19 protein-coding genes are annotated in these 19350 nt (G+C 48.9%); 1 reads left to right on the forward strand and 18 read right to left on the reverse strand.

Features of this window, described 5'->3' with window-relative positions; all coding sequences use genetic code 11:
- Positions 1–26 precede the first annotated feature (26 nt).
- The 15 genes from HMPREF1536_RS23120 to HMPREF1536_RS23190 form a co-directional block, all read right to left on the reverse strand.
- Positions 27–764: a cupin domain-containing protein gene (locus HMPREF1536_RS23120; RefSeq protein ID WP_028727382.1), complete on the reverse strand. Its 738-nt coding sequence runs from the start codon at positions 762–764 to the stop codon at positions 27–29.
- Between the two features lie 71 nt (positions 765–835).
- Positions 836–1930: a chorismate transformation FkbO/Hyg5 family protein gene (locus HMPREF1536_RS23125; protein WP_028727381.1), complete on the reverse strand. Its 1095-nt coding sequence runs from the start codon at positions 1928–1930 to the stop codon at positions 836–838.
- Between the two features lie 12 nt (positions 1931–1942).
- On the reverse strand, positions 1943–3718 hold the full coding sequence (locus tag HMPREF1536_RS23130) for a YncE family protein (RefSeq protein ID WP_028727380.1): 1776 nt from the start codon (positions 3716–3718) through the stop codon (positions 1943–1945).
- 6 nt (positions 3719–3724) lie between these two features.
- Positions 3725–4534, reverse strand: coding sequence for an IclR family transcriptional regulator (locus tag HMPREF1536_RS23135; protein ID WP_028727379.1), 810 nt, complete (start codon positions 4532–4534; stop codon positions 3725–3727).
- A gap of 180 nt (positions 4535–4714) precedes the next feature.
- The gene (locus tag HMPREF1536_RS23140) at positions 4715–5809 is read right to left on the reverse strand and encodes an ABC transporter permease (RefSeq protein ID WP_028727378.1); all 1095 of its coding nucleotides are present in this window, start codon (positions 5807–5809) and stop codon (positions 4715–4717) included.
- Positions 5810–5819: 10 nt separating this feature from the next.
- Positions 5820–6929, reverse strand: a complete 1110-nt coding sequence (locus tag HMPREF1536_RS23145; protein WP_028727377.1) for an ABC transporter permease — start codon at positions 6927–6929, stop codon at positions 5820–5822.
- A gap of 1 nt (position 6930) precedes the next feature.
- Positions 6931–7665, reverse strand: a complete 735-nt coding sequence (locus tag HMPREF1536_RS23150; protein WP_081693296.1) for an ABC transporter ATP-binding protein — start codon at positions 7663–7665, stop codon at positions 6931–6933.
- Between the two features lie 105 nt (positions 7666–7770).
- Positions 7771–8673 carry an ABC transporter ATP-binding protein gene (locus tag HMPREF1536_RS23155; RefSeq protein WP_028727376.1) on the reverse strand — a complete coding sequence of 301 codons (903 nt, stop codon included), beginning with the start codon at positions 8671–8673 and terminating at the stop codon, positions 7771–7773.
- A 23-nt stretch (positions 8674–8696) separates the two neighbouring features.
- Positions 8697–9611, reverse strand: a complete 915-nt coding sequence (locus tag HMPREF1536_RS23160) for an HlyD family secretion protein (protein WP_044191930.1) — start codon at positions 9609–9611, stop codon at positions 8697–8699.
- 12 nt (positions 9612–9623) lie between these two features.
- Positions 9624–10916: a TolC family protein gene (locus HMPREF1536_RS23165; protein WP_028727374.1), complete on the reverse strand. Its 1293-nt coding sequence runs from the start codon at positions 10914–10916 to the stop codon at positions 9624–9626.
- Between the two features lie 8 nt (positions 10917–10924).
- Complete coding sequence (locus HMPREF1536_RS23170) at positions 10925–11566, reverse strand: TetR/AcrR family transcriptional regulator (protein ID WP_028727373.1); 642 nt, start codon at positions 11564–11566, stop codon at positions 10925–10927.
- 149 nt (positions 11567–11715) lie between these two features.
- On the reverse strand, positions 11716–12702 hold the full coding sequence (locus tag HMPREF1536_RS23175; RefSeq protein WP_044191927.1) for a glycoside hydrolase family 43 protein: 987 nt from the start codon (positions 12700–12702) through the stop codon (positions 11716–11718).
- 26 nt (positions 12703–12728) lie between these two features.
- Positions 12729–13931 carry an L-serine ammonia-lyase gene (locus tag HMPREF1536_RS23180; protein WP_028727371.1) on the reverse strand — a complete coding sequence of 401 codons (1203 nt, stop codon included), beginning with the start codon at positions 13929–13931 and terminating at the stop codon, positions 12729–12731.
- Between the two features lie 27 nt (positions 13932–13958).
- The gene (locus HMPREF1536_RS23185) at positions 13959–15092 is read right to left on the reverse strand and encodes an acyltransferase family protein (protein WP_028727370.1); all 1134 of its coding nucleotides are present in this window, start codon (positions 15090–15092) and stop codon (positions 13959–13961) included.
- Positions 15093–15104: 12 nt separating this feature from the next.
- Positions 15105–16223: an acyltransferase family protein gene (locus tag HMPREF1536_RS23190; RefSeq protein ID WP_028727369.1), complete on the reverse strand. Its 1119-nt coding sequence runs from the start codon at positions 16221–16223 to the stop codon at positions 15105–15107.
- 91 nt (positions 16224–16314) lie between these two features.
- Between HMPREF1536_RS23190 and HMPREF1536_RS23195 the strand changes: the two genes are divergently transcribed.
- Complete coding sequence (locus tag HMPREF1536_RS23195; RefSeq protein ID WP_028727368.1) at positions 16315–17796, forward strand: cobyric acid synthase; 1482 nt, start codon at positions 16315–16317, stop codon at positions 17794–17796.
- On the opposite strand, the gene HMPREF1536_RS23200 is transcribed toward HMPREF1536_RS23195, so the two are convergent.
- The 3 genes from HMPREF1536_RS23200 to HMPREF1536_RS23205 all read right to left on the reverse strand — a co-directional run bounded on the left by HMPREF1536_RS23200 (position 17797) and on the right by HMPREF1536_RS23205 (position 19342).
- A complete protein-coding gene (locus tag HMPREF1536_RS23200; protein WP_044191924.1) occupies positions 17797–18522 on the reverse strand; it encodes a tyrosine-protein phosphatase in 726 nt (241 codons plus the stop codon). It abuts the gene before it with no gap.
- Between the two features lie 165 nt (positions 18523–18687).
- Positions 18688–18855, reverse strand: coding sequence for a hypothetical protein (locus HMPREF1536_RS27985; protein WP_167331498.1), 168 nt, complete (start codon positions 18853–18855; stop codon positions 18688–18690).
- Between the two features lie 22 nt (positions 18856–18877).
- A complete protein-coding gene (locus tag HMPREF1536_RS23205) occupies positions 18878–19342 on the reverse strand; it encodes a glucosaminidase domain-containing protein (RefSeq protein ID WP_028727366.1) in 465 nt (154 codons plus the stop codon).
- Positions 19343–19350 lie beyond the last annotated feature (8 nt).

The following is a 19350-nucleotide window of genomic DNA, read 5'->3' on the forward strand; positions in this document are numbered from 1 at the left end:
ATAAGGTGTTAACAACTACAATTGGATTACAGAGCAGCCTTAGAGTTAGTGAAACGCAGACCGTCATTATCGTGATAGCATGCCCACTCGTCAACGATAGCACCTTCCGGACCAGCCATAAGGAAATGGAATGATTCGATTTTCTTCAACGGTAATACTTCACCAACCTTCTGAACAGTAAAGTTCTTACTCTTGATCGGACCGTGAGTAGCAGGAATTGCCGGAGCATTAGGAGTTTCGTCTCCTATTTCAGAGAAGTTGTAAGCCCATCCCTTTTCAACCATCCATGTTTCATGTTTAGCCGGGAATTTAGTTTTTACGTGAGCATGTTCAGGGATCATCTGTCCCGGAAGCAGATAGATAGCGTGAGCGAAGTAACCGTGTTCTGCATCGTTAATCCAGAAGATACCACCCATACCTACATTTTCGAAGTCACCCAAACCGAAGTCGGTAACCCACATTTCTTTGGCCATCATTTCAGTGAATGGAACATCATAGAACTCAAACATGTCTTTCATAGCCTTCATAGCTACTTCCTGATCGAACTTGCCGTCTTTATAGAAATCGGCATTTGTGTACTTTTTTGAATAAGTCATTTCTTTATTAGTTTTACAATTAGAATTTTTATCGCATTTGCATTGTTCAGTGCATCCGCCCTCTCCGTTGCAACAAGTAGCGTCACTTGTTTTGTTACCAGTACATGCCACCATCGAGCTTAATAAAAGCCCCACAGCCATTGTTTTAATACTTAATCCTTTTTTCATTTCGCTTTTAATTTATGTTAGTAATATTTGCTTTCTTTCGCCAAACGGTCAACATGATCCGGCAGAGGTCATTATAACACTGCAATCCCCTCAATCTCTATCAATAATTCATCCCGACAAACATCCGCCCACATATAGGAGATGGGGATATTCAACTTATACTCATTCAACAGCCTTTCCGCATCCTTGTAGAATGACTTGTCTTTCAGATACACCCGGAGCATTTTCAACTTAGCCTCACCGATCAGCTCGGCTATATTCTCCATAGTGATATGAAGCTGACGCTCCAGCCCCACTCCGATCAGGCTCTCTTCGCCACGAATAGCTGCCGTCCCGGAGATATAGATCAACTCACGGTTGCCGAACGTCATGCTCTTGGCACGCTCGAACTTCGGAGTCGTCTTTTTGCTGTTAGCCGCTTCCAGCACCCCTTCCGAATAAGCATGTGCAGCAACCTGCAACTTATTATCGATAGGAGTAGCAAAACAATCCGGGTTTGAGAATACCGCCGCATCCAGATCGACCAGTACTCCCCCCAGGTTGGCACCGATACCTGTCGCTGCAGGATAACCATTTTCCCAGCTCGTTTTACCATAATACTCGCTACGGGAGTTATTAAATATCTGGTAATGCTGGTCGTCGCCGTCGAACTTGGTGATCTCTTCAATATAATTCCACTGGCGGATAATACAGTTGATCGGGAAACCTTCCCTTCTCATCAGATCCGATACCAGCTGGAACACCTCTTTCGACTGTACTTCAATACCGAAATTTATTACGTCGCCGTGGAAACCACCGGCAAACAGGAAACGGCCGCTGCCATTTTCCAATACAACATACGGGAATGTCCCGATATGTTTATACGTAATATGATCTCCTTCGTCGGGAGTGTAAGTATGGGCTTCAAGAATCAGTCCTCCGTTTAATGGCGGTTGAGACACATAGCTCAATACCGGCTCATGATTGCCGTAATACTTACGCACCTTTTCACGCAGCAAGATGCGGCGCGAAACATACTGTTCATTGCTACTTGGCATGCCAAAAAAGGCAAGCCTGAATATTTGTTCGTTCTGCGGAAGCTGGGCTAGCAGCTTATCGACCATCTCTCCAAATTCCGCTTTTTCAGTAGTGTAAATATTGTATTCTATCTTATCGCAATAATTCATTGGTTCCTCCTTTTAGAGTGAGTTTACATATTCTGTCAAGGCTTCAATATCTTTCTTGGAAACTTTCTTATCGATACCATGCTTATGCACTTCAAACACTTCCTGCATTGTTGCGGCACGTCCGTCGAAAAGATAAGGGGCCGTACGCCATACTTCCCTCAAAGTCGGAGTATCCCATCCCTTTTCAAATTCGATATCCTCGCCGATACGGTGCATCTTCATATCCGTATAATAAGGGCCGCTGTGGCAATCGCCACAACCCAACTTTTCAAAAACCTTACGTCCTTCTTTCGCTTTGTCCGACAGTTCGCCATTCACCAGATAAGGACTGGGAACGGGACGTAACGACATCAGATAGTCGTCCACGCATTTAGCATCATGTTCGGAAATATCAAAGAACTGGATGAAGTTATAACCCGCACGTACAGCCACTTCAGCCGATGCACGGATACCGGAAATCATATTGGGTGGTGTAACATGGCTAAACAACAAGCTCTTACAGTTCTTCGAGTTACCCACACCATCGTTCATCAAATCCCAGTTCATACCATCCGTACGGGCTTCTCCCGGGTGGCAACCGTTACAACTCTGCCAGTTCTGGAAACAGTGGGAAGCATCGTTGAAGTATTTTTCTCCTTTATTAATATCAGACTCCGTACGTCCCGGATTCAACTCGGTAGCCGTTACCTCACGGGTATTGATATCCACCACATTCAGTACGTCTGCGAAATAAGTCGGAAGGATCAGCTTGTCTGCAGTCAGCACCATCGAACGGGGGCCGTTACCTTGCAGGGGAATACGTTCACGAATCCCATACAGGAAGTTCAGGTCATAGTCCAACATTGACTTATTGGGATAGTTCTCAAACTTTTCGCGTAATGCCGGATGATCGATCACACTGATCTCATGCGTACCGGAATGCGAGATAAAAATAGCATCATCATTACAGTCGATACTCCAGATACCGGCAGCCCCTCTTTCCGGCTCGTCGACAACCACTGCACCGACAAATTCCTGCTTCTCCGTATCGATCACGCTGAATGCGCTGGTGTTCATCCAACCCTGTTGCAACTGTGAAGTCGGTACGGCAAAACGTCCGAGGTTATGGGATACATAAATATATTTACCGTCGGGTGTGATACAGATACCGCGCAACGCATTACTACCGTTGGCCAGCTTAATATCCTTTACTTTGGTAAAGCCGTCCATTTCGATAACGGAGACACAAGCTGCCACGTAATCCAGATCCGCCCGTTGTGCCGGAAGGAAATTCGTTACATACAGATATTTGCCGTCTTTGCTGAATACAGCCGACTTCGGTTCGCGAAGCACTTTTACCGTACGCAGTACTCTATGATTGACTGGATCGATCTCCGATACGCTATCATCAAACTGGTTGCATACATAAATCGTTTTCTTGTCAGGGCCAAACATCGGATGGCAAGCACCCGAACCGGTTGGAATGGCAGCCTCTATCCTACCCGACTCCAACAACAGTATCTGTAATTTCCCAGTGTTCTCAAAAGTAGTTACATACGCCTTATCACCGTCAAGAAGAATACCGGTAGGCGTTTCATCCATCGGGTAAGAGCGTAAAAGTTGTTTGCCATCAGCAGAGAAAATATCCACCCGCTTCAGACCTTTCTCTGTCAGAAGCATTTCACCCTTGTCATTCAGCTTGATGTCAGTGGTGAAAAATGGCGGATTGTCAGCAGATGCAAAAGAGATGCAGCAGCTGACAAAGCAAGCCATCAATGAGCTTTTTAACATGTATTTCCGTGTGTTCATGGTATGTTATTTTTTTGTGTTCTTACTATATCCTAATTCAGCGGAGATAGACTGCACTACCTCCTTAATATTATCGACCGTCGAACGAAATATTTCTTTTGTCAATCTGTCTTTAGGACCGGATATCCAGATAGCTCCGCAAGGATAACCCGTATAGTTAAAAATAGGAGCACCTACACAAATCACTCCATTCAGTTCTTCTTCATTATCCATAGCATAGCCTACTTTACGAACTCTTTCCAGTTCTTCCAGATAAGCCTCACGTGTAGTTATTGTCCGGGAATTATACCGTGCGAAAGTCATATACGACAAATAACGGTCGCGAACCGTATTCGGTAGATAAGCCATGATAGCTTTTCCCGGTGCCGAGCAATGCAGTTCGAAGGGTTTTCCCGGCGACAAGACAAAGCGGAACGTATGATGTCCCTGCGCCTGTTCTATAAAAATACCCTTCTCATTTCCTAGTACACCAAAACATGCAGTCTCCCCCACTCTATCGCGCAGATCACGTAAACGGGGTAAAACTGTCTCCAACAAATTGTGTTCATTCAACGATCTGAAGCCCAAAGTTAGCAATTTGCGCGATAACTTATAGCGTTTCGTATCTTCATTATAGTTAAGATAATCCAAACGAACCAATGTATTCAAAATACGGTAAGCAGTAGTCTGGGAGATATCCAGCTTACTCTTAATATCCTGCAGCGTCTCACCCTGTGGGTGGAGCGAAAGATATTCAAGCACCGCAATCCCTTTTTCCAGATTAGGCACCTTATAATTCTCTTCTCCTTTTTCCATATTTGGAATAACGCTTTCCATATTTGAAATATTGTTTCAGATTTGAATCAAATATAAAAGAGTAACGTTAATAAAGAGGAAATTCCATGTAAAAATTAGTTAAGTATGCTGTAGAACATTCCCTTCAGACAACTTCTGTTCTCCCTTCTGAACTTCATCAAGGAGTATTAATGAGTTCCTGAATCACAAAATATCCAACTTTTATTTCTTCCTGTAGCTAACCACCGCCATCACATTAAAGAACAGTGCAAACAGACAAACAATAATAAAGTGTCCGCTAAAATCAGCAAACGTACTTCCTTTCAGATAGACCATACGCATCACCTCTACAAAATAACGGACAGGATTGAGCAAGGTCATATCCTGCGCCCACTCGGGCATACTGCTGATCGGGGTAAAAAGACCACTCAGCTGCGCAAAGATGATCAGGAAGAAGAAAGCGGTAAACATAGCCTGCTGCTGCGTAGACGATATGGAAGAAATAGCCAGCCCAAAGCCCGTAAAAGCAATCAGGTAGACAGCCGCAAACAGATAAATGATCCCCATATTTCCGATCGGGACAAGGCCATACACGATCCAAGCCACGATAGCGCCGATCGTCAGCAGGATAAAGCCGATAATCCAGAAGGGTATCAGTTTCGATAACAGGAACAAGGTTTTAGGAACCGGTGTTACGTTGATCTGCTCAATCGTACCCTTTTCCTTTTCACTGACAATATTCAGTGCGGAGAGGAAGCCCCCGATGATGGTCAGCAGAAAGACCATGATACCGGGCACCATATAGTTTTTATAATTCAGATGCGGATTGAAGAGGTTCGTATGACGTACCCCGCTAAACACTGAGCCGGAAGTAAAACCCTTCTCCCGGTTAAAGTCCTGGATGATCTGCGACAGATAAGAGCTGCCCATCCCCCCTTTTGTGCCGTTCACGGCATTGGAAGCGATCAATACATCTGCCTGCCCTTCACGCCCCAGATCCTTTTCAAAGTTGACGGGTATTTCAAGCAGCAGATCAGACTCGTTACTCTCGATAGAGGTTATAGCCTGGTCGTAACTGGCAGACACGTTCGTCAGACGGAAATAGCCGGACGAAAGTATTTTCTCCGTCAGCTGGGTGGAAACGACGGAATGGTCGTTATCTATCACCCCCAGGTTGATGTTACGCATCTCGAAGTTCGCCGCAAAAGGCAGGATGATCAGCTGCATCAACGGAACAAGAAAGATGATCCGGGGCAAGAACCGGTCACGTTTGATCTGTTTGAATTCCTTTTCCAATAAATATCGTAATGTTCTCATCGCTTTTCTATCATAAACGGGTTTTAAAACGCTTCACACTCAGTACAACCAGCAAGACGGCCATCAACGACAGGATACCGATCTCTTTCAGGATCGAACCGGCGCCAAGTCCTTTTATCATCACATCCTTCACGGCAATAATATACCATTTGGCCGGTACGATATTGGAGAGCCATTGCAGGATATCCGGCATATTCTCTATCGGGAACACCATGCCGCTAAGCAGGATCACCGGAAGCATCAGCACCATCGCACTGATCAGCATGGCCGCCTGCTGGGTATCAGCTATCGTGGAGATCAGCAGCCCGAGGCAGAGCGACACCAGGGCGTAAAGGATGGAGACCGACACCAGAAGGATCAGACTGCCCGCTATCGGGACTTTCAGCAAGAAATAGGACAGGCAAAGGATGGTTGCCACATTCACGATACTAAGCAGCAGATAAGGAGCTGCCTTGGCCAGGATGATATAAATAGGTTTCATGGGCGAAACCAGTAATATTTCCATTGTCCCCATCTCCTTTTCCTTTACGATACCGACGGATGTCATCAGGGCACAGATCAGGATCAGGATCAACCCCATCACTCCGGGAACGAAGTTGTAGGCGCCTTTCATGGTCGGATTATACAGGAGGTGAACCACCGGGGTGATACCTGCCTGCCTAAGTTCTGTATTCGCCGACGACAGCTGTCCTTGTATCTCCGCCCGGGCAGAAAAGATGATCGAGGTGGCATAGGCCGTAAGCTGCGTCGCTTCGTTCGGGTCGGTGGCGTCGGCCAGCAACTGGACGGAAGCATCCGCCGTAGAAGCGTACCGGGGCGGAAAGACAACGACCAGTTTCACTTTTCCCTGTTTGAAAAGCGCCTGTGCTTCTTCGTTGCTGTCGATCATCTTATACAGCTCGAAGTATTCACTGGAACTCAGATGTTCGATAATCTTGCCCGTTACCTCGTCGCGGCTCTGGTCGAATACGGCGATAGAGACGCATTTGATCTCGGTCGTAATGGCGTAACCAAACAGGATGATCAGGACGATCGGCATCACCAGCAGGATCAACATTGTCCGTGTGTCACGGAATATATGGTAAAACTCTTTGCGTATAAAAGATAGAAACTGTTTCATACTATTCTCCTCGTTGTGCTTTCCTTGCCAGGGCATGAAAGACTTCGTTCATATTATCGGCTTTGAAAGAGGTTTTCAGGGCGGCCGGGCTGTCGAGAGCTTCGATCTTTCCGTCTACCATGATGGAGACACGGTTGCAATATTCGGCCTCATCCATATAATGGGTGGTGACAAAGACGGTGATATTCCGTTCGGCCGCCTTATAGATCAGTTCCCAGAATTGACGGCGGGTAACCGGGTCGACACCCCCGGTCGGTTCATCCAGGAACACGATACGGGGCTCGTGGATGATGGCGACGGAGAAAGCCAGTTTCTGCTTCCAGCCCAAAGGCAGGGCATCGACAAGGGTATTCCGTTCGGCTTCCAGGTTCAGGACATCGAGCAGTTCGTCCGTCTTGTCGGCAAGCTTTTTCTCCGGTAGGCCGTAGATACCGCCGTACAAGCGGATATTCTCCCAGACTTTCAGGTCGCCGTAAAGGGAAAACTTCTGGCTCATATAACCGATATGCCGTTTGATCTGCTCGGTTTCCTTATATACATCAAAACCGGCGACTCGGGCTTCTCCGGAAGTCGGGTTGGAGAGCCCGCAAAGCATGCGCATGGCTGTCGTCTTTCCGGCACCGTTGGCACCGAGGAAACCAAAGATCTCTCCCTCTCCCACTTCGAAACTGATATGGTCTACCGCCGTAAAGGTCCCGAAGCGCTTCGTCAGGTTGTTTGTTTCTATTACGTTCATTATATATATTGTTGACAAAAATATCATATATTGTGATACTGTATTCTCATATATTATAATACTCTAGTATCACAATATATGATACAACATTTTACCCTATCGTTTTTACAAGGCCATAAAGCAATCTTCCACACTCGGTTCGGCCGGTTCGATAACAACGTCGGTATAGCCTTTCTCCTTCAGGAATTGCAGCAGGGCATTCATTTCCCGGCCATCTTCCTTCAATGTCAGATGATGCGCATCACCGAAGGCATAGCAGGAATGAGTCCCGGGGAAGACACGGAGGTCGACCAGCAGCTTATACATGGATGCCGACCGGACAATCCACAGCTGCCTGCCGAAGGAAGAACGGATGCCTACCGGCGTATCGACGGACAGGCACCGGCCGGAACGCATCAAAGCGATGCGGTCGCAACGGGAAGCCTCATCCATATAAGGAGTGGAGACAAGGATGGTTATCCCCTGTTTCTTCAGGCGGTCGAGCATATCCCAGAACTCCACGCGCGAAACGGGATCGACACCGGTGGTCGGTTCATCCAGAAAGAGTACTTCCGGACGATGGATCAGAGCACAGCTTAACGCCAGTTTCTGCTTCATACCTCCCGACAGCTTTCCCGCTTTCCGTTTCTTGAACGGCTCGATCTGCACATAGATATCCCGTACCAGCTCGTAGTTTTCTTCTACGGTCGTATTGAATACGGTAGCGAAGAAATTCAGGTTTTCCTCAACGGTCAGATCCTGGTACAACGAGAAGCGGCCCGGCATATACCCGACCATCGTACGGATCTTCTTATAATCGCGTACCACGTCGAGACCGCAAACTGTCGCTTCCCCCTTGTCGGCCAGCAACAAGGTGGTCAGTATACGGAACAAAGAGGTCTTACCTGCCCCATCCGGCCCGATCAGGCCGAACAGTTCCCCCGAATGTATATCCAAAGAAATATCCTGCAAGGCCTCCACCTCACCGTAATTCTTGAATACTCCTTCAACCCGTACTTCGTTATTCATTATCAACTATACATTATTAATTATCAATTGAACACCGTTTCCCCATATTGCCCGATCTTCAGATAACCGTCATTCTTCACGGCGATCTTGATGGCATATACCAGATTGGCGCGTTCATCCTTGGTTTGGATGCCTTTAGGGGTGAACTCGGACTTATCGGAGATCCAGGTGATCGTACCGGGATATTCGCGACGGTCGTCGGTACCGTAGTCGGCAAAGACACGGACGGACTGCCCCTGCTTCAAGGTCGACAGCTGATCGGCTGTTATGTAGGCACGCAGGTAGAGCAGGTCGGTATCGGCTATTTTATACAGGGGCTTGCCGGCTGCTGTCACTTCACCCGGTTCGGCATACTTCACCAGGACTGTTCCTGCCTGGGGGTTGACGATCCGGCTTTTCTGCAACTGGTCGTCCAGCTGCATGATCTGGTATAGTATTCCTTCGGCTTCCGCATCGGCTCCTCCGGTTGTTTTATTGAGGGTGGAGTATTGTGCATCCAGTTGCTTTTGCAGGTATTTGATATTGTTTACGATATCGTCTACCTGCTTCTGGTTGCCCGCTTTGGCTTTGACGAGGTTCTCCATACGCTGCTGCTCGGTACGGGCGGTGGCGATCTGTTGTTCGAGGGCGGCGATCTGTTTGCGGATATCCGGTTTACGGACATCTACGGAACGCAGGCCGGCTGCCAGCTGCATCTTTTTCAGGTACAACTGGGTACTGTCTACATAGCCCAGCAGGGCACCGGCATCCAGGCGGTCGCCCTCCTCCATGTTCAGTTCCATGATCTTTCCGTTTGCTTCAGACGAAACCAGTATTTCGGTCGCTTCAAAGGTACCGGTAGCATCAAAATGATCGTCTCCCCTATTGCAAGCGGCCAGGCAGCATAATCCGGTCGTCAGGATGGCTAAAGAAGCTATTCGTTTCATATTCTCTTTCATTATTAATTCTGATTATTCGTTGTTTGTCGTATACATATAATTATAAACAGCATTCAGGTGCTGGATGCGATGGGCGGCAGCCGCCTGTTTGGCCAGGTCTTCCGAGTTGATCTCGCGGATCAGGTCGGTGACGGAGATAACACCGTTTGCCAGCTTCACCTCGGCAGCGTTCTTGATGCTGGTACGCAGGCGGATTATTTCATCATCCGCTTTCATCAGGTCGGCTATCTTCTGTATCTCCGTATTCTGTTGCATTAGTTGCAATGAGGTGTTAAACAGGAATGTTTCGCGCTGAACCTCTATCTGCTGCATATTGGTCGATACCTTACGGCGGTCGTTCTTTAAGGTATAGAGCTTGCCCATATTCCAGGAAAGGCGCACGCCTGCCACATAATAGGGATTAAAGCTATCTTCCAGCATATTCAGTCCCGGACGGCCATAGCCCCCCTGCACGAACGCACCGATACGCGGCATCAGCCCGCTGGTGATCTGCTTGTTCTGGATATCCAGCAAATGGCTTTTAGCATCCAACGCCTTCAATTCGGGACGGTTTATCTCTGCCGACAGCGGATTTCCCGGCACGGCGGGAATCTCCAGTATGCGGTCTTTATCGTAAGGTTTCCCGATCAACGCGCTCAACATACGGCTGAAAGCGACCCGCGATGCTTTCAGTTCGATCTCTTTCTGGCGGGCATTCAGCAATTCGACCTCCATACTTTCGCGGTCGGACTGGTTGGCTACGCCGTTTTCCATCATGGCCGTTATACGGTCGATATTGATTTGCAGTTCCTTCTGGAGCAGACCGTTTTGACGGATCAGTTCTTCCTGAAGCAGGCAACCGAAATAAAGCTGGTTCACCCGATCGTTCAGGGCATAGAGATCGCTTTCCAGTTGTTCCCGGTCTGCTGCGGCCTGTGCCTTGGTCAGCTGACGGGTGGTGTGGATGGTACCGCCATCCCAGATGTTCTGGTTCACTTCGGCTACCACCTGATACTGGTCTTTGCTCAGTGTAGGAATTTCCAGTCCCGGCAAAACGGCCGACAGCTTTTCCGTATCGAAAGGCAGCTTGGTGACTTCACTCTGGTAGGTGGCCTTTGCATTCACCGTCAACTGGGGAAGCCAACCTTTCGCGGCGTTCGACAGATTATATTGTTCCGTCTGTCCGATCAAGCCATATTGGCGTATCTGCGGATAATTGGCATGCGCCCACTCATAGCACTGTGCCAACGTAATAGTCTCCTGCCCTTGTACTATTCCTGACAACAGGGGGAGACATAAGAATAAGATTACACAAATCCGTTTCATAGGGGTATTTATTTATGCTGTATATGATCGTCCGGTGTCAGCAACCGGATCATGATATCGGTAACGAACGGGATACGTTCCTGCAAAAAGTCTTCGTATTTCTCTGCATCCCCACCCATAAAAATTGCAGTGAACGGGTTGCGCACCAACATGGGGAAAACCAGCAGGCTTATCAAAGTCGTTGCCACATAGTACACCGGAAGTTTCTTTAGCAAACCTTGCTCCATTTCTTTCTCCATCTGCTTGCGCATACGGATAATCGGTTCGATCCGGGAAGGATTTTTCAGTATGGAATGGTAAATATGTTCGGGTGCTCGCTCTAATTCATTAATAACAAATATGGGAAATAAAGGGTTCCGCTGCAATGTCTTTACATATTGATCGATGATCTTCGGCAACTTCTCCAAAAAAGAGGTATTCTCGTCTATAATCGCTCCCAGGTTGGGAAGCAAAGCGCCTATCAGCTGATCGAAGATCGCATCGAACAACATTTCTTTCGTACGGTAATAATAATGCAAGGCAGTACGGCCTATGCCCGCTTCGGCTGCTACGTCGCCCATCTTCGTCGCCTCATATCCTTTCCTGACAAAGACCTGCTTTGCCGCTTCCAGGATACGGTTCTCCATCGTGATAACGTCTTCTGTACTCATTGTATATCTTGTTTTTACTTCATTTGTCACAACTGTCTGTCAAATATGTTTGACATTATTGTTTGACAGACGTGTCAAAAGTAGTATAAAAAAAGAAGGGTGCAACTACCGCATCCTTCTTTTAATATCTTTTACACAATAGAGCAGACCTATTTTATCTTTCTTTCCGCTACTCCTTCGAAGGTCATCTTAACCGGATTGATGTATCCATCCTTATCGAAAGTCATCCGGTCGATACACGTTGCCCGGTGATCGCGCCCCGTATCGCCCAGCGGACGGCGGTGGTAAACAATATAATAATCTTCCGAGTTGGGTACATGCATAATGGAGTGATGGCCGGCACTGGTCGCAACCTCCGGATCCTGTTCGAGGATCGTGGCAATCCGCTCGAATGGCCCGAAAGGCGAGTCGGCAATCGCATAAGCGACACAATAGTCAGGGCCTCCCCAACCTCCTTCGCTCCACATGAAATAGTATTTACCGTTCTTCTTAAACATGAACGGGCCTTCCACATAGTTCTCCGGCGTTATTTCCTTATAGATGGTTCCATCTTCAAACGGCACCAGCCCGGTAAAGTCGTCGTTCAGCTGCACGACGTTGCAATGCCCCCAGCCACCATAATACATATAGTAGCGGTCGCCATCCTTAAAGACGAACTGGTCGATAGGCTGTGCCCCGTTCACGATCTCGTTGATCAACGGCTTACCCAGCAAATCTTTGTACGGGCCTTCCGGACGGTCGCCGACAGCGACACCGATACCGCCCACTTCGCCTTCATGCACATCGTTCGCACCGAAGAAGAAATAATACTTGCCATCCTTGCTGATCACAGACGGCGCCCACATGGCCCGTTTCGCCCACTTCACTTCGGACGTATCCAGGACAGAAGAATGCTTCGTCCAGTTTACAAGGTCTTTAGAGGAGAAACAGTCGAAGAAGGTCTGATTCTCGTACAGGTCACTCCAGGTAGGATAGATCCAATACGTATCATCATAGATAATACCTTCGGGATCGGCATACCATCCTTCAAACACAGGGTTGCCACTTTTCGCCACCTCTGCAGACTGCTGTTTCGGTTGTCCGCAAGCCGACATCAGGGCGGCGGCACAAACAGCTATAACACAACTTTTATTCATATAAATATAGGTTTACTATAATAGTCTTAATCTCCGTACTTCTTGGCCAGTCCGCCTTCGGAAGTTTCCTTATACAGGCTGGGCAGGTCGTTACCCGTCTGGCGCATCACTTCCACTACCTGGTCGAAGCTTACACGGTGTTTGCCATCCGAGAAGTTCGAGAAGGTATTTGCATCCAGTGCACGTGCGGCGGCAAATGCATTACGTTCGATACAAGGGATCTGAACCAGTCCGCAAACCGGGTCGCAAGTCAGCCCCAGGTGATGCTCCAACCCCATTTCGGCAGCATACTCGATCTGGGCAGGCGTCCCACCAAACAACTGGCTGGCAGCGGCTGCCGCCATCGCACAGGCTACCCCTACTTCACCCTGGCAACCTACCTCCGCTCCGGAAACAGAAGCGTTGGTACGTACCACATTTCCGAACAACCCGGCAGTAGCCAATGCACGCAGAATGCGTGAATCGCGGAAGTCGCGGGTATCTTTCAGGTGATACAGAACGGCAGGTAATACACCGCAGGAACCGCAGGTCGGAGCCGTTACGATCTTCCCCCCGCTGGCATTCTCTTCGGATACAGCCAACGCGAAAGCATATACCATCCCCCGGCTTTTGATGCTGCTGCCGTAACCTTTGGCACGGATCAGGTAATCGGATGCCTTACGACGTATTCCCAGGCCACCCGGCAAGATACCTTCCGCTTCCAGGCCGTTAAGTACAGCCTGTTGCATCACTTCCCATACTTCAGCCAGATAGTCCCATATCTGCGGGCCTTCGCACTGCTCCACATATTCCCAGTAAGAGTGGCCGGTCTTTTCGCACCAGGCTTGTATGTCCTTGATGGTGCTCATTTCGTACACTTTGGCCGTCTTCAGCTCATTGAACGTTTCGTTGGCAAGCGTACCGCCACCGATACTGTAAACCGTCCACGCCTCCAGCTTCTCGCCTTTATCGTTGAATGACTCAAACAGCATCCCGTTCGGATGGAACGGCAGGAATGTTTTAGGTTCCCAGATTATGTTGGTCGGGGCAACCGGTTGTAATACTTCGAGGACGGCGGCATCCGTCATGTGACCCTTTCCGGTAGCAGCCAGACTGCCATACAACGTTACATCAAAGCGCACTGCCTGCCGGTTACGTTCCAGGAACATACGTGAAGCACGTATCGGCCCCATCGTGTGGCTACTCGACGGGCCATGACCGATCCGGTATATCTGTTTGATTGATTCCATTTTCTGTTTTCCTTGTTTTGTGTGTTTTTATACTTTAAGAAATATATTACGTTTATAAAGCCACCACAAAATTACATAAATAACCAATATGTTTGACAAGCTGATCAAAAAGGAATAATAATTCCCCATATATTGCTGAAGCCCATAAAACAAGGACTCGCCCAAACAGCTGAAATTAATCACATTAGCCAGCATATAGGCCACGATAGAATTCATTCCGTACACTTTCAGCCAGGTGATATTTTTATTATATCCCTTATAATCGATCAGATAATAGAACAATCCCATCAACAGGAAACAGTAACCGCTGCTGACCAGTACCATAGAACTTGTCCATATCGTTTTAATGACCGGCATCTGCAATCCCCACAACCATCCGGCTGCCACCATCGCTGCTCCGGCTCCGAAATACCATTTCAGTTTATATACGTCGTTCGTCTTATCCTTGGCAATATATCCGGCAAACAGTCCGGTCAGCACCGTAACGCCGAAGTTCAGGCTGCTCAATATCCAGGTGTAATAATATCCGGGAGAGAAAACCACTTCGCCGTCCACCACTTTCGCTCCATCCCGGAAACGTCCCAGCACGGTACGGTCTATCCATTCCGCCAGGTTTCCTTCAGGCGTATAGTTACCTCCCCCGTAGTTGCCGACGGTAATAAACTGCATGACCGCCCAGTAAACAAGCAATAAGATGATGGCTACCCCTATCTGTGTGCGACGACTCGTATAGAGGAAAAGTACGGCAGTGATCAGGTACCCCGCCGCAATAGCCTGCAAAGTATTAGAATATAAATAGATACGGTTCGGATCGAGCCCCAGCAGGTTCCCCTGGCACATCATACCGAAAATCCACAACAACAGAATACGTTTACCCAACCGGCGGAACAACGCTTTCTTATCCGAAACACCTTTATAGCGGGACAAGGCAAACGGCATAGACGCCCCCGACATAAACAAGAACAACGGCATGATCAAGTCCCAGGGAGAAAAACCCACCCAGGCTTCATGATTAAACGCCCACATACAACTATGCAACCATTCCACGTCAGCCGCACGGGCCAGTGAATGTGCCAACGGCCCCAGAGCCACCAGATAAAAAAGATCGAATCCGCGAAGTGCATCAAGCGACTCCAGTCGCTTAAAAGTAGTTTTTTCCATTTGATAATTATTTTAGACTTTCAAGAAAATACGTTGACGATACAGGAAATAAAGGAAGCCCCAGCAAATGGCGATATAGGCTATCGCTCCGAATAGCGGTTGGGCTGATTCCGGCATCAGGCTGGTCAGGCCGCCGAAGATCGCATTAGCGGTAAAGGTAAAGTCTACGAATACCTGAGCCAGGTAAATCGTGATCGAGTTCATTCCGATTACGGTAAAGAAAAGCGTCCAGCGGCGTATCCCCTTCACATCTACTATATAATAGAATAAGGCAAACAACAACATGGAGATACCGCCGACAGTACAAACAAAAGAGCTTGTCCACAGATATTTATTGATCGGGAAAAACAATCCCCACAACAGGCCGGTCACCAGCAACGCAGCTCCCCCGCACAGCAGATAAAGCACCTTCTTCGTTTCCGTCAGCCCTTCTTTCTGCAATTTGATAAACTCTCCGGTGAACATCCCCAATAAGGCCGTTCCGATAGCCGGCAGGGTAGACAGCAGGCCTTCGGGATCGTAGTTGCCACCGTGCAAACGCCCCGGCAATAACAAGCGGTCGATGTAGCAGGCAAAGCATCCCTCGCGGGTAAACACCTCCGCCCCGTTCCCGTCGGGTGCCGGTACAAAGGCCAGCAGCAACCAGTAGCCGACCAAGATAGCAGCTACGATTCCTACCCGCGTGATCGTCCGTGTATTGACAAAGATCAAAGCCCCGAACATCCAGGCCAAGCCGATACGCGCCAGCACACTGGCATAACGCTGTGTCTCGAAATCAAAATTCAGCAGTCCGTTATAAACACAACCCAGGACAACGAGTGTAATTCCCCTGCGGATGATCTTTTTATAGATCGCCGCCTCCGACATCCCATGTTCCCGTTGTTTCGCCAGGGAGAAAGGCAAGGATATCCCCGCAATGAACAGGAACAGAGGGAAAATAATATCTTCTACCGTAAATCCCGCGCCCCACTGTGCATGGTGCATCTGGGCTGCCACCGATTGGAAGAAAGGAGTAGGAATTAAAGTCGCCAGTGCGATAAAGAGGGAACCGCCTCCCATGATAAAGAACATGTCGAATCCCCGCAGTGCATCGAGCGACTGAAGCCGTTGAGTTTGTTTTTGTTTTTCCATTGTATCGAATTTAGAAATTAGAATGTAAGGAATGCAAATATAAGAAATAATGTAATAAAACTCCTGCTTTTTCATTAGTTTTGCAGCCATGATGAAACAACACCTGAAACCGATTATGTTCGTTGGCACTTGTTCCGATGCAGGAAAAAGTGTGATCAACGCTGCTTTTTGCCGTATCTTCAAGCAAGACGGATACCGGCCTGCCCCTTTCAAGGCGCAGAATATGTCGCTCAACTCCTACTCCACGCCCGAAGGGGGCGAGATGGGGCGTGCCCAGGTGGTACAGGCCGAAGCTTGCGGTATTGCACCGCATACGGATATGAATCCCGTTTTACTGAAACCGACCAACGATAAAAGCTCGCAGGTAGTGCTGAACGGGAAGCCTGTCGGCAACATGTCGGCAAAAGACTATTTCGGTATTCAGAACCAGAAAGAAGAACTGTTCAAAGAGGCGATCGCTTCCTTCCGCCGGCTCGAATCGCGTTACAACCCGATCGTGCTGGAAGGAGCCGGAAGTATCTCCGAACTCAACCTCCGCGACCGCGACATCACCAACATGCGCATGGCCATACAGGCGGATGCATCCACCTTCCTGGTGGCAGACATCGACCGGGGCGGCGTATTCGGTTCCGTCTACGGCACTATCGCTTTGCTCAAACCCGAGGAACGGGCACAGATGAAAGGGATCATCATCAATAAATTCCGTGGAGACGCTTCACTGTTTGAAGAAGGACGTACCATCCTGAAAGAGCTGACAGGCATACCCGTAGTCGGCGTTATCCCCTGGTTCCGCGACATCAAGATAGAAGAAGAAGACTCGGTTGCCCTGGATATGAAAACGAACACCTGGCAAGACGGCAAGATCAACGTGGCCATCGTCCTGCTGAAACGCATGTCCAACTTCACCGACTTCGACGTGCTGGATATGGATCCGCGTTTCAACCCGTACTACACAAGCAATACAGACGAGGTGGAAAAAGCGGACATCATCCTCTTGCCCGGTTCGAAAAACACCCTGTCAGACCTGCAAAGCATCCGTGCCAACGGCATTGCCGATGCGATCGTCCGGGCGTATAAGAAAGGGAAAAAGGTGATCGGTATCTGCGGCGGTTACCAGATGATGGGCGCCCGCCTGGAAGATCCCGAAGGCATCGAAGGGAACCTGCCGGCAGTTCCGGGTCTGGGCTTGCTTCCGCAATGCACCGTGATCGAGCAGGAGAAGATTACAAAACAAAGTACTTTCACCTTCCTGCCGGGCAACGGCTCCACCTGCCGCGGATATGAAATACACATGGGACGCACCACCCTGCTCGGCAATGCTCCGGAAAGCCCCGTAGCCCGCCTGGAAGACGGACGGATGGATGGATATTACCTCGACAACCGTTGCTGGGGCAGCTATATGCACGGTATCCTGGATAACCCGGTCGTGTTGGATAATCTGGCGGAAGGCTTTAACAAAGAGGCCGATGCCGCCCCGTTCGACTATGCAGCCTTTAAGGAAGAACAATACGAGAAACTGGCAGATCTGGTACGCCAGCATGTGGACATGGAGTACATTTACAGTACCCTGTAATCAGCCCCACAGCGTTTCATTCCCCCGCATCAGCCTTTCTACCGCCTCAAACTGGTCTTTTTTCAGTTTGAGGGAGCTGTAGAAGCTACGGTAATTGAGTGAATGGATATCGGTTCCGACAAAGTCGTAACAGCCCCTTTTCAGTAAGGTAGCGGCGGTCTTATTAGGCAACGGCCCATAGAAACCGGCCAGGGAAAATATGTTCAACTGGAACTTGCAGCCATGTTCCTTCAGCTTCATCAACTCGTCCACATTCCAGAAACCGAAACGCTCCGGGTGAGCCATGACAGGGATAAACCCGTTCAGCTGCATATCATAGAGTTTTTCAAACAGATCGCCGGGCGCTTGCAGGAAAGAGACTTCCACCAATACATGCTGTCCGTCATAGGAAAGCAACCCCTCCTTCATGCGGTCGTAAAAGCATTCGTCCAGCATATATTCGGCAGCCAAGCGGAGCTCGACAGGTATGTCCGTGCATTTACTGCGGAAGAGATCGAACCTTTCCTGAAGGAACTCCCTGCGGTTCTTTGCAAGATCCGCCATGATATGGGGTGTCAGAAAGAGACGTTTCACCCCGCATGTACCCAGGAACGAGAGCATCCCCAGGCTTTCCTCCTCCAACGAAAACCCATCATCTACCCCCGGCAGCACATGAGAATGGACATCAGTCATGCCTGGCCACAAAGGCTTTTTCCGGGTAAATAAATCAGAAAGGAATGCGTTCATAATATATTTATATTGAAAAATAACCCGCCAAAGGTAGCATAAAGTACCACGATTTCCAAATCATCCCCCTTCCCTCCCGCCCTAAACGACAAAACCCGCTGCCCGCAGCCGTCCGTAGGGGGACAGCCGCAAGCAGCGGGAATACATCGCTATCTGATACGTATCCTAAGGGATAGTTTCAAACAAAGGATCAGCCCTCGCCGAAGCAGGTGGCACAGGACGCGGATAAGACTCGGCAATGTCGGGTGTTTCATCATCGGGTACAGGTTTAAAGTGAAACAAAAAGTTAAGCAAAGCAAGAATGAACTGAAGGATTTTTTTGAGTTTTGTCATGGGATATAAAAGTTTAGAGTTCCTAAATCATTGCCACAATCGCCCGGATCGTCCGTTCGATGCTGACCAGGCTGCGGCGGTAGGTTTCGCGGTCGTCGCCATTGAGTTCGCTGATGTAAGGGCTGTAAGCGATCTCTTTGGCGTAAGCCGGCATGTCGTTGCTGACCGACCAGGCGGAACGATACCCGTCGCGGATCAGGCGGGCGAAGTCGAGGAAAGAGTTTTCGCGCGTGTCGTACCGGCGGAAATCCATCGAATAACCGGTCGCCTTCACGGTCGTTTTTCCGCCGTGCCAATACGCATTACCGGCACCATAGGCAGTCAGGCCGAAGAAGTTGTTATACTTTCTCGACAGGTCGCTGGTACCCCAGCCACTCTCGAAAGCCGCCTGCGAAAGGATAGCCATCGGGTTCATGTTGAAAGCAGCCCCCGCAGACACAGCCGCCTGCAGGGAGTCTTTTACAAAAGAAATTTGTTGTGCCGTCATAGCATTCA

Source organism: Parabacteroides gordonii MS-1 = DSM 23371 (assembly GCF_000969825.1).
Taxonomy (GTDB): Bacteria; Bacteroidota; Bacteroidia; order Bacteroidales; family Tannerellaceae; genus Parabacteroides; species Parabacteroides gordonii.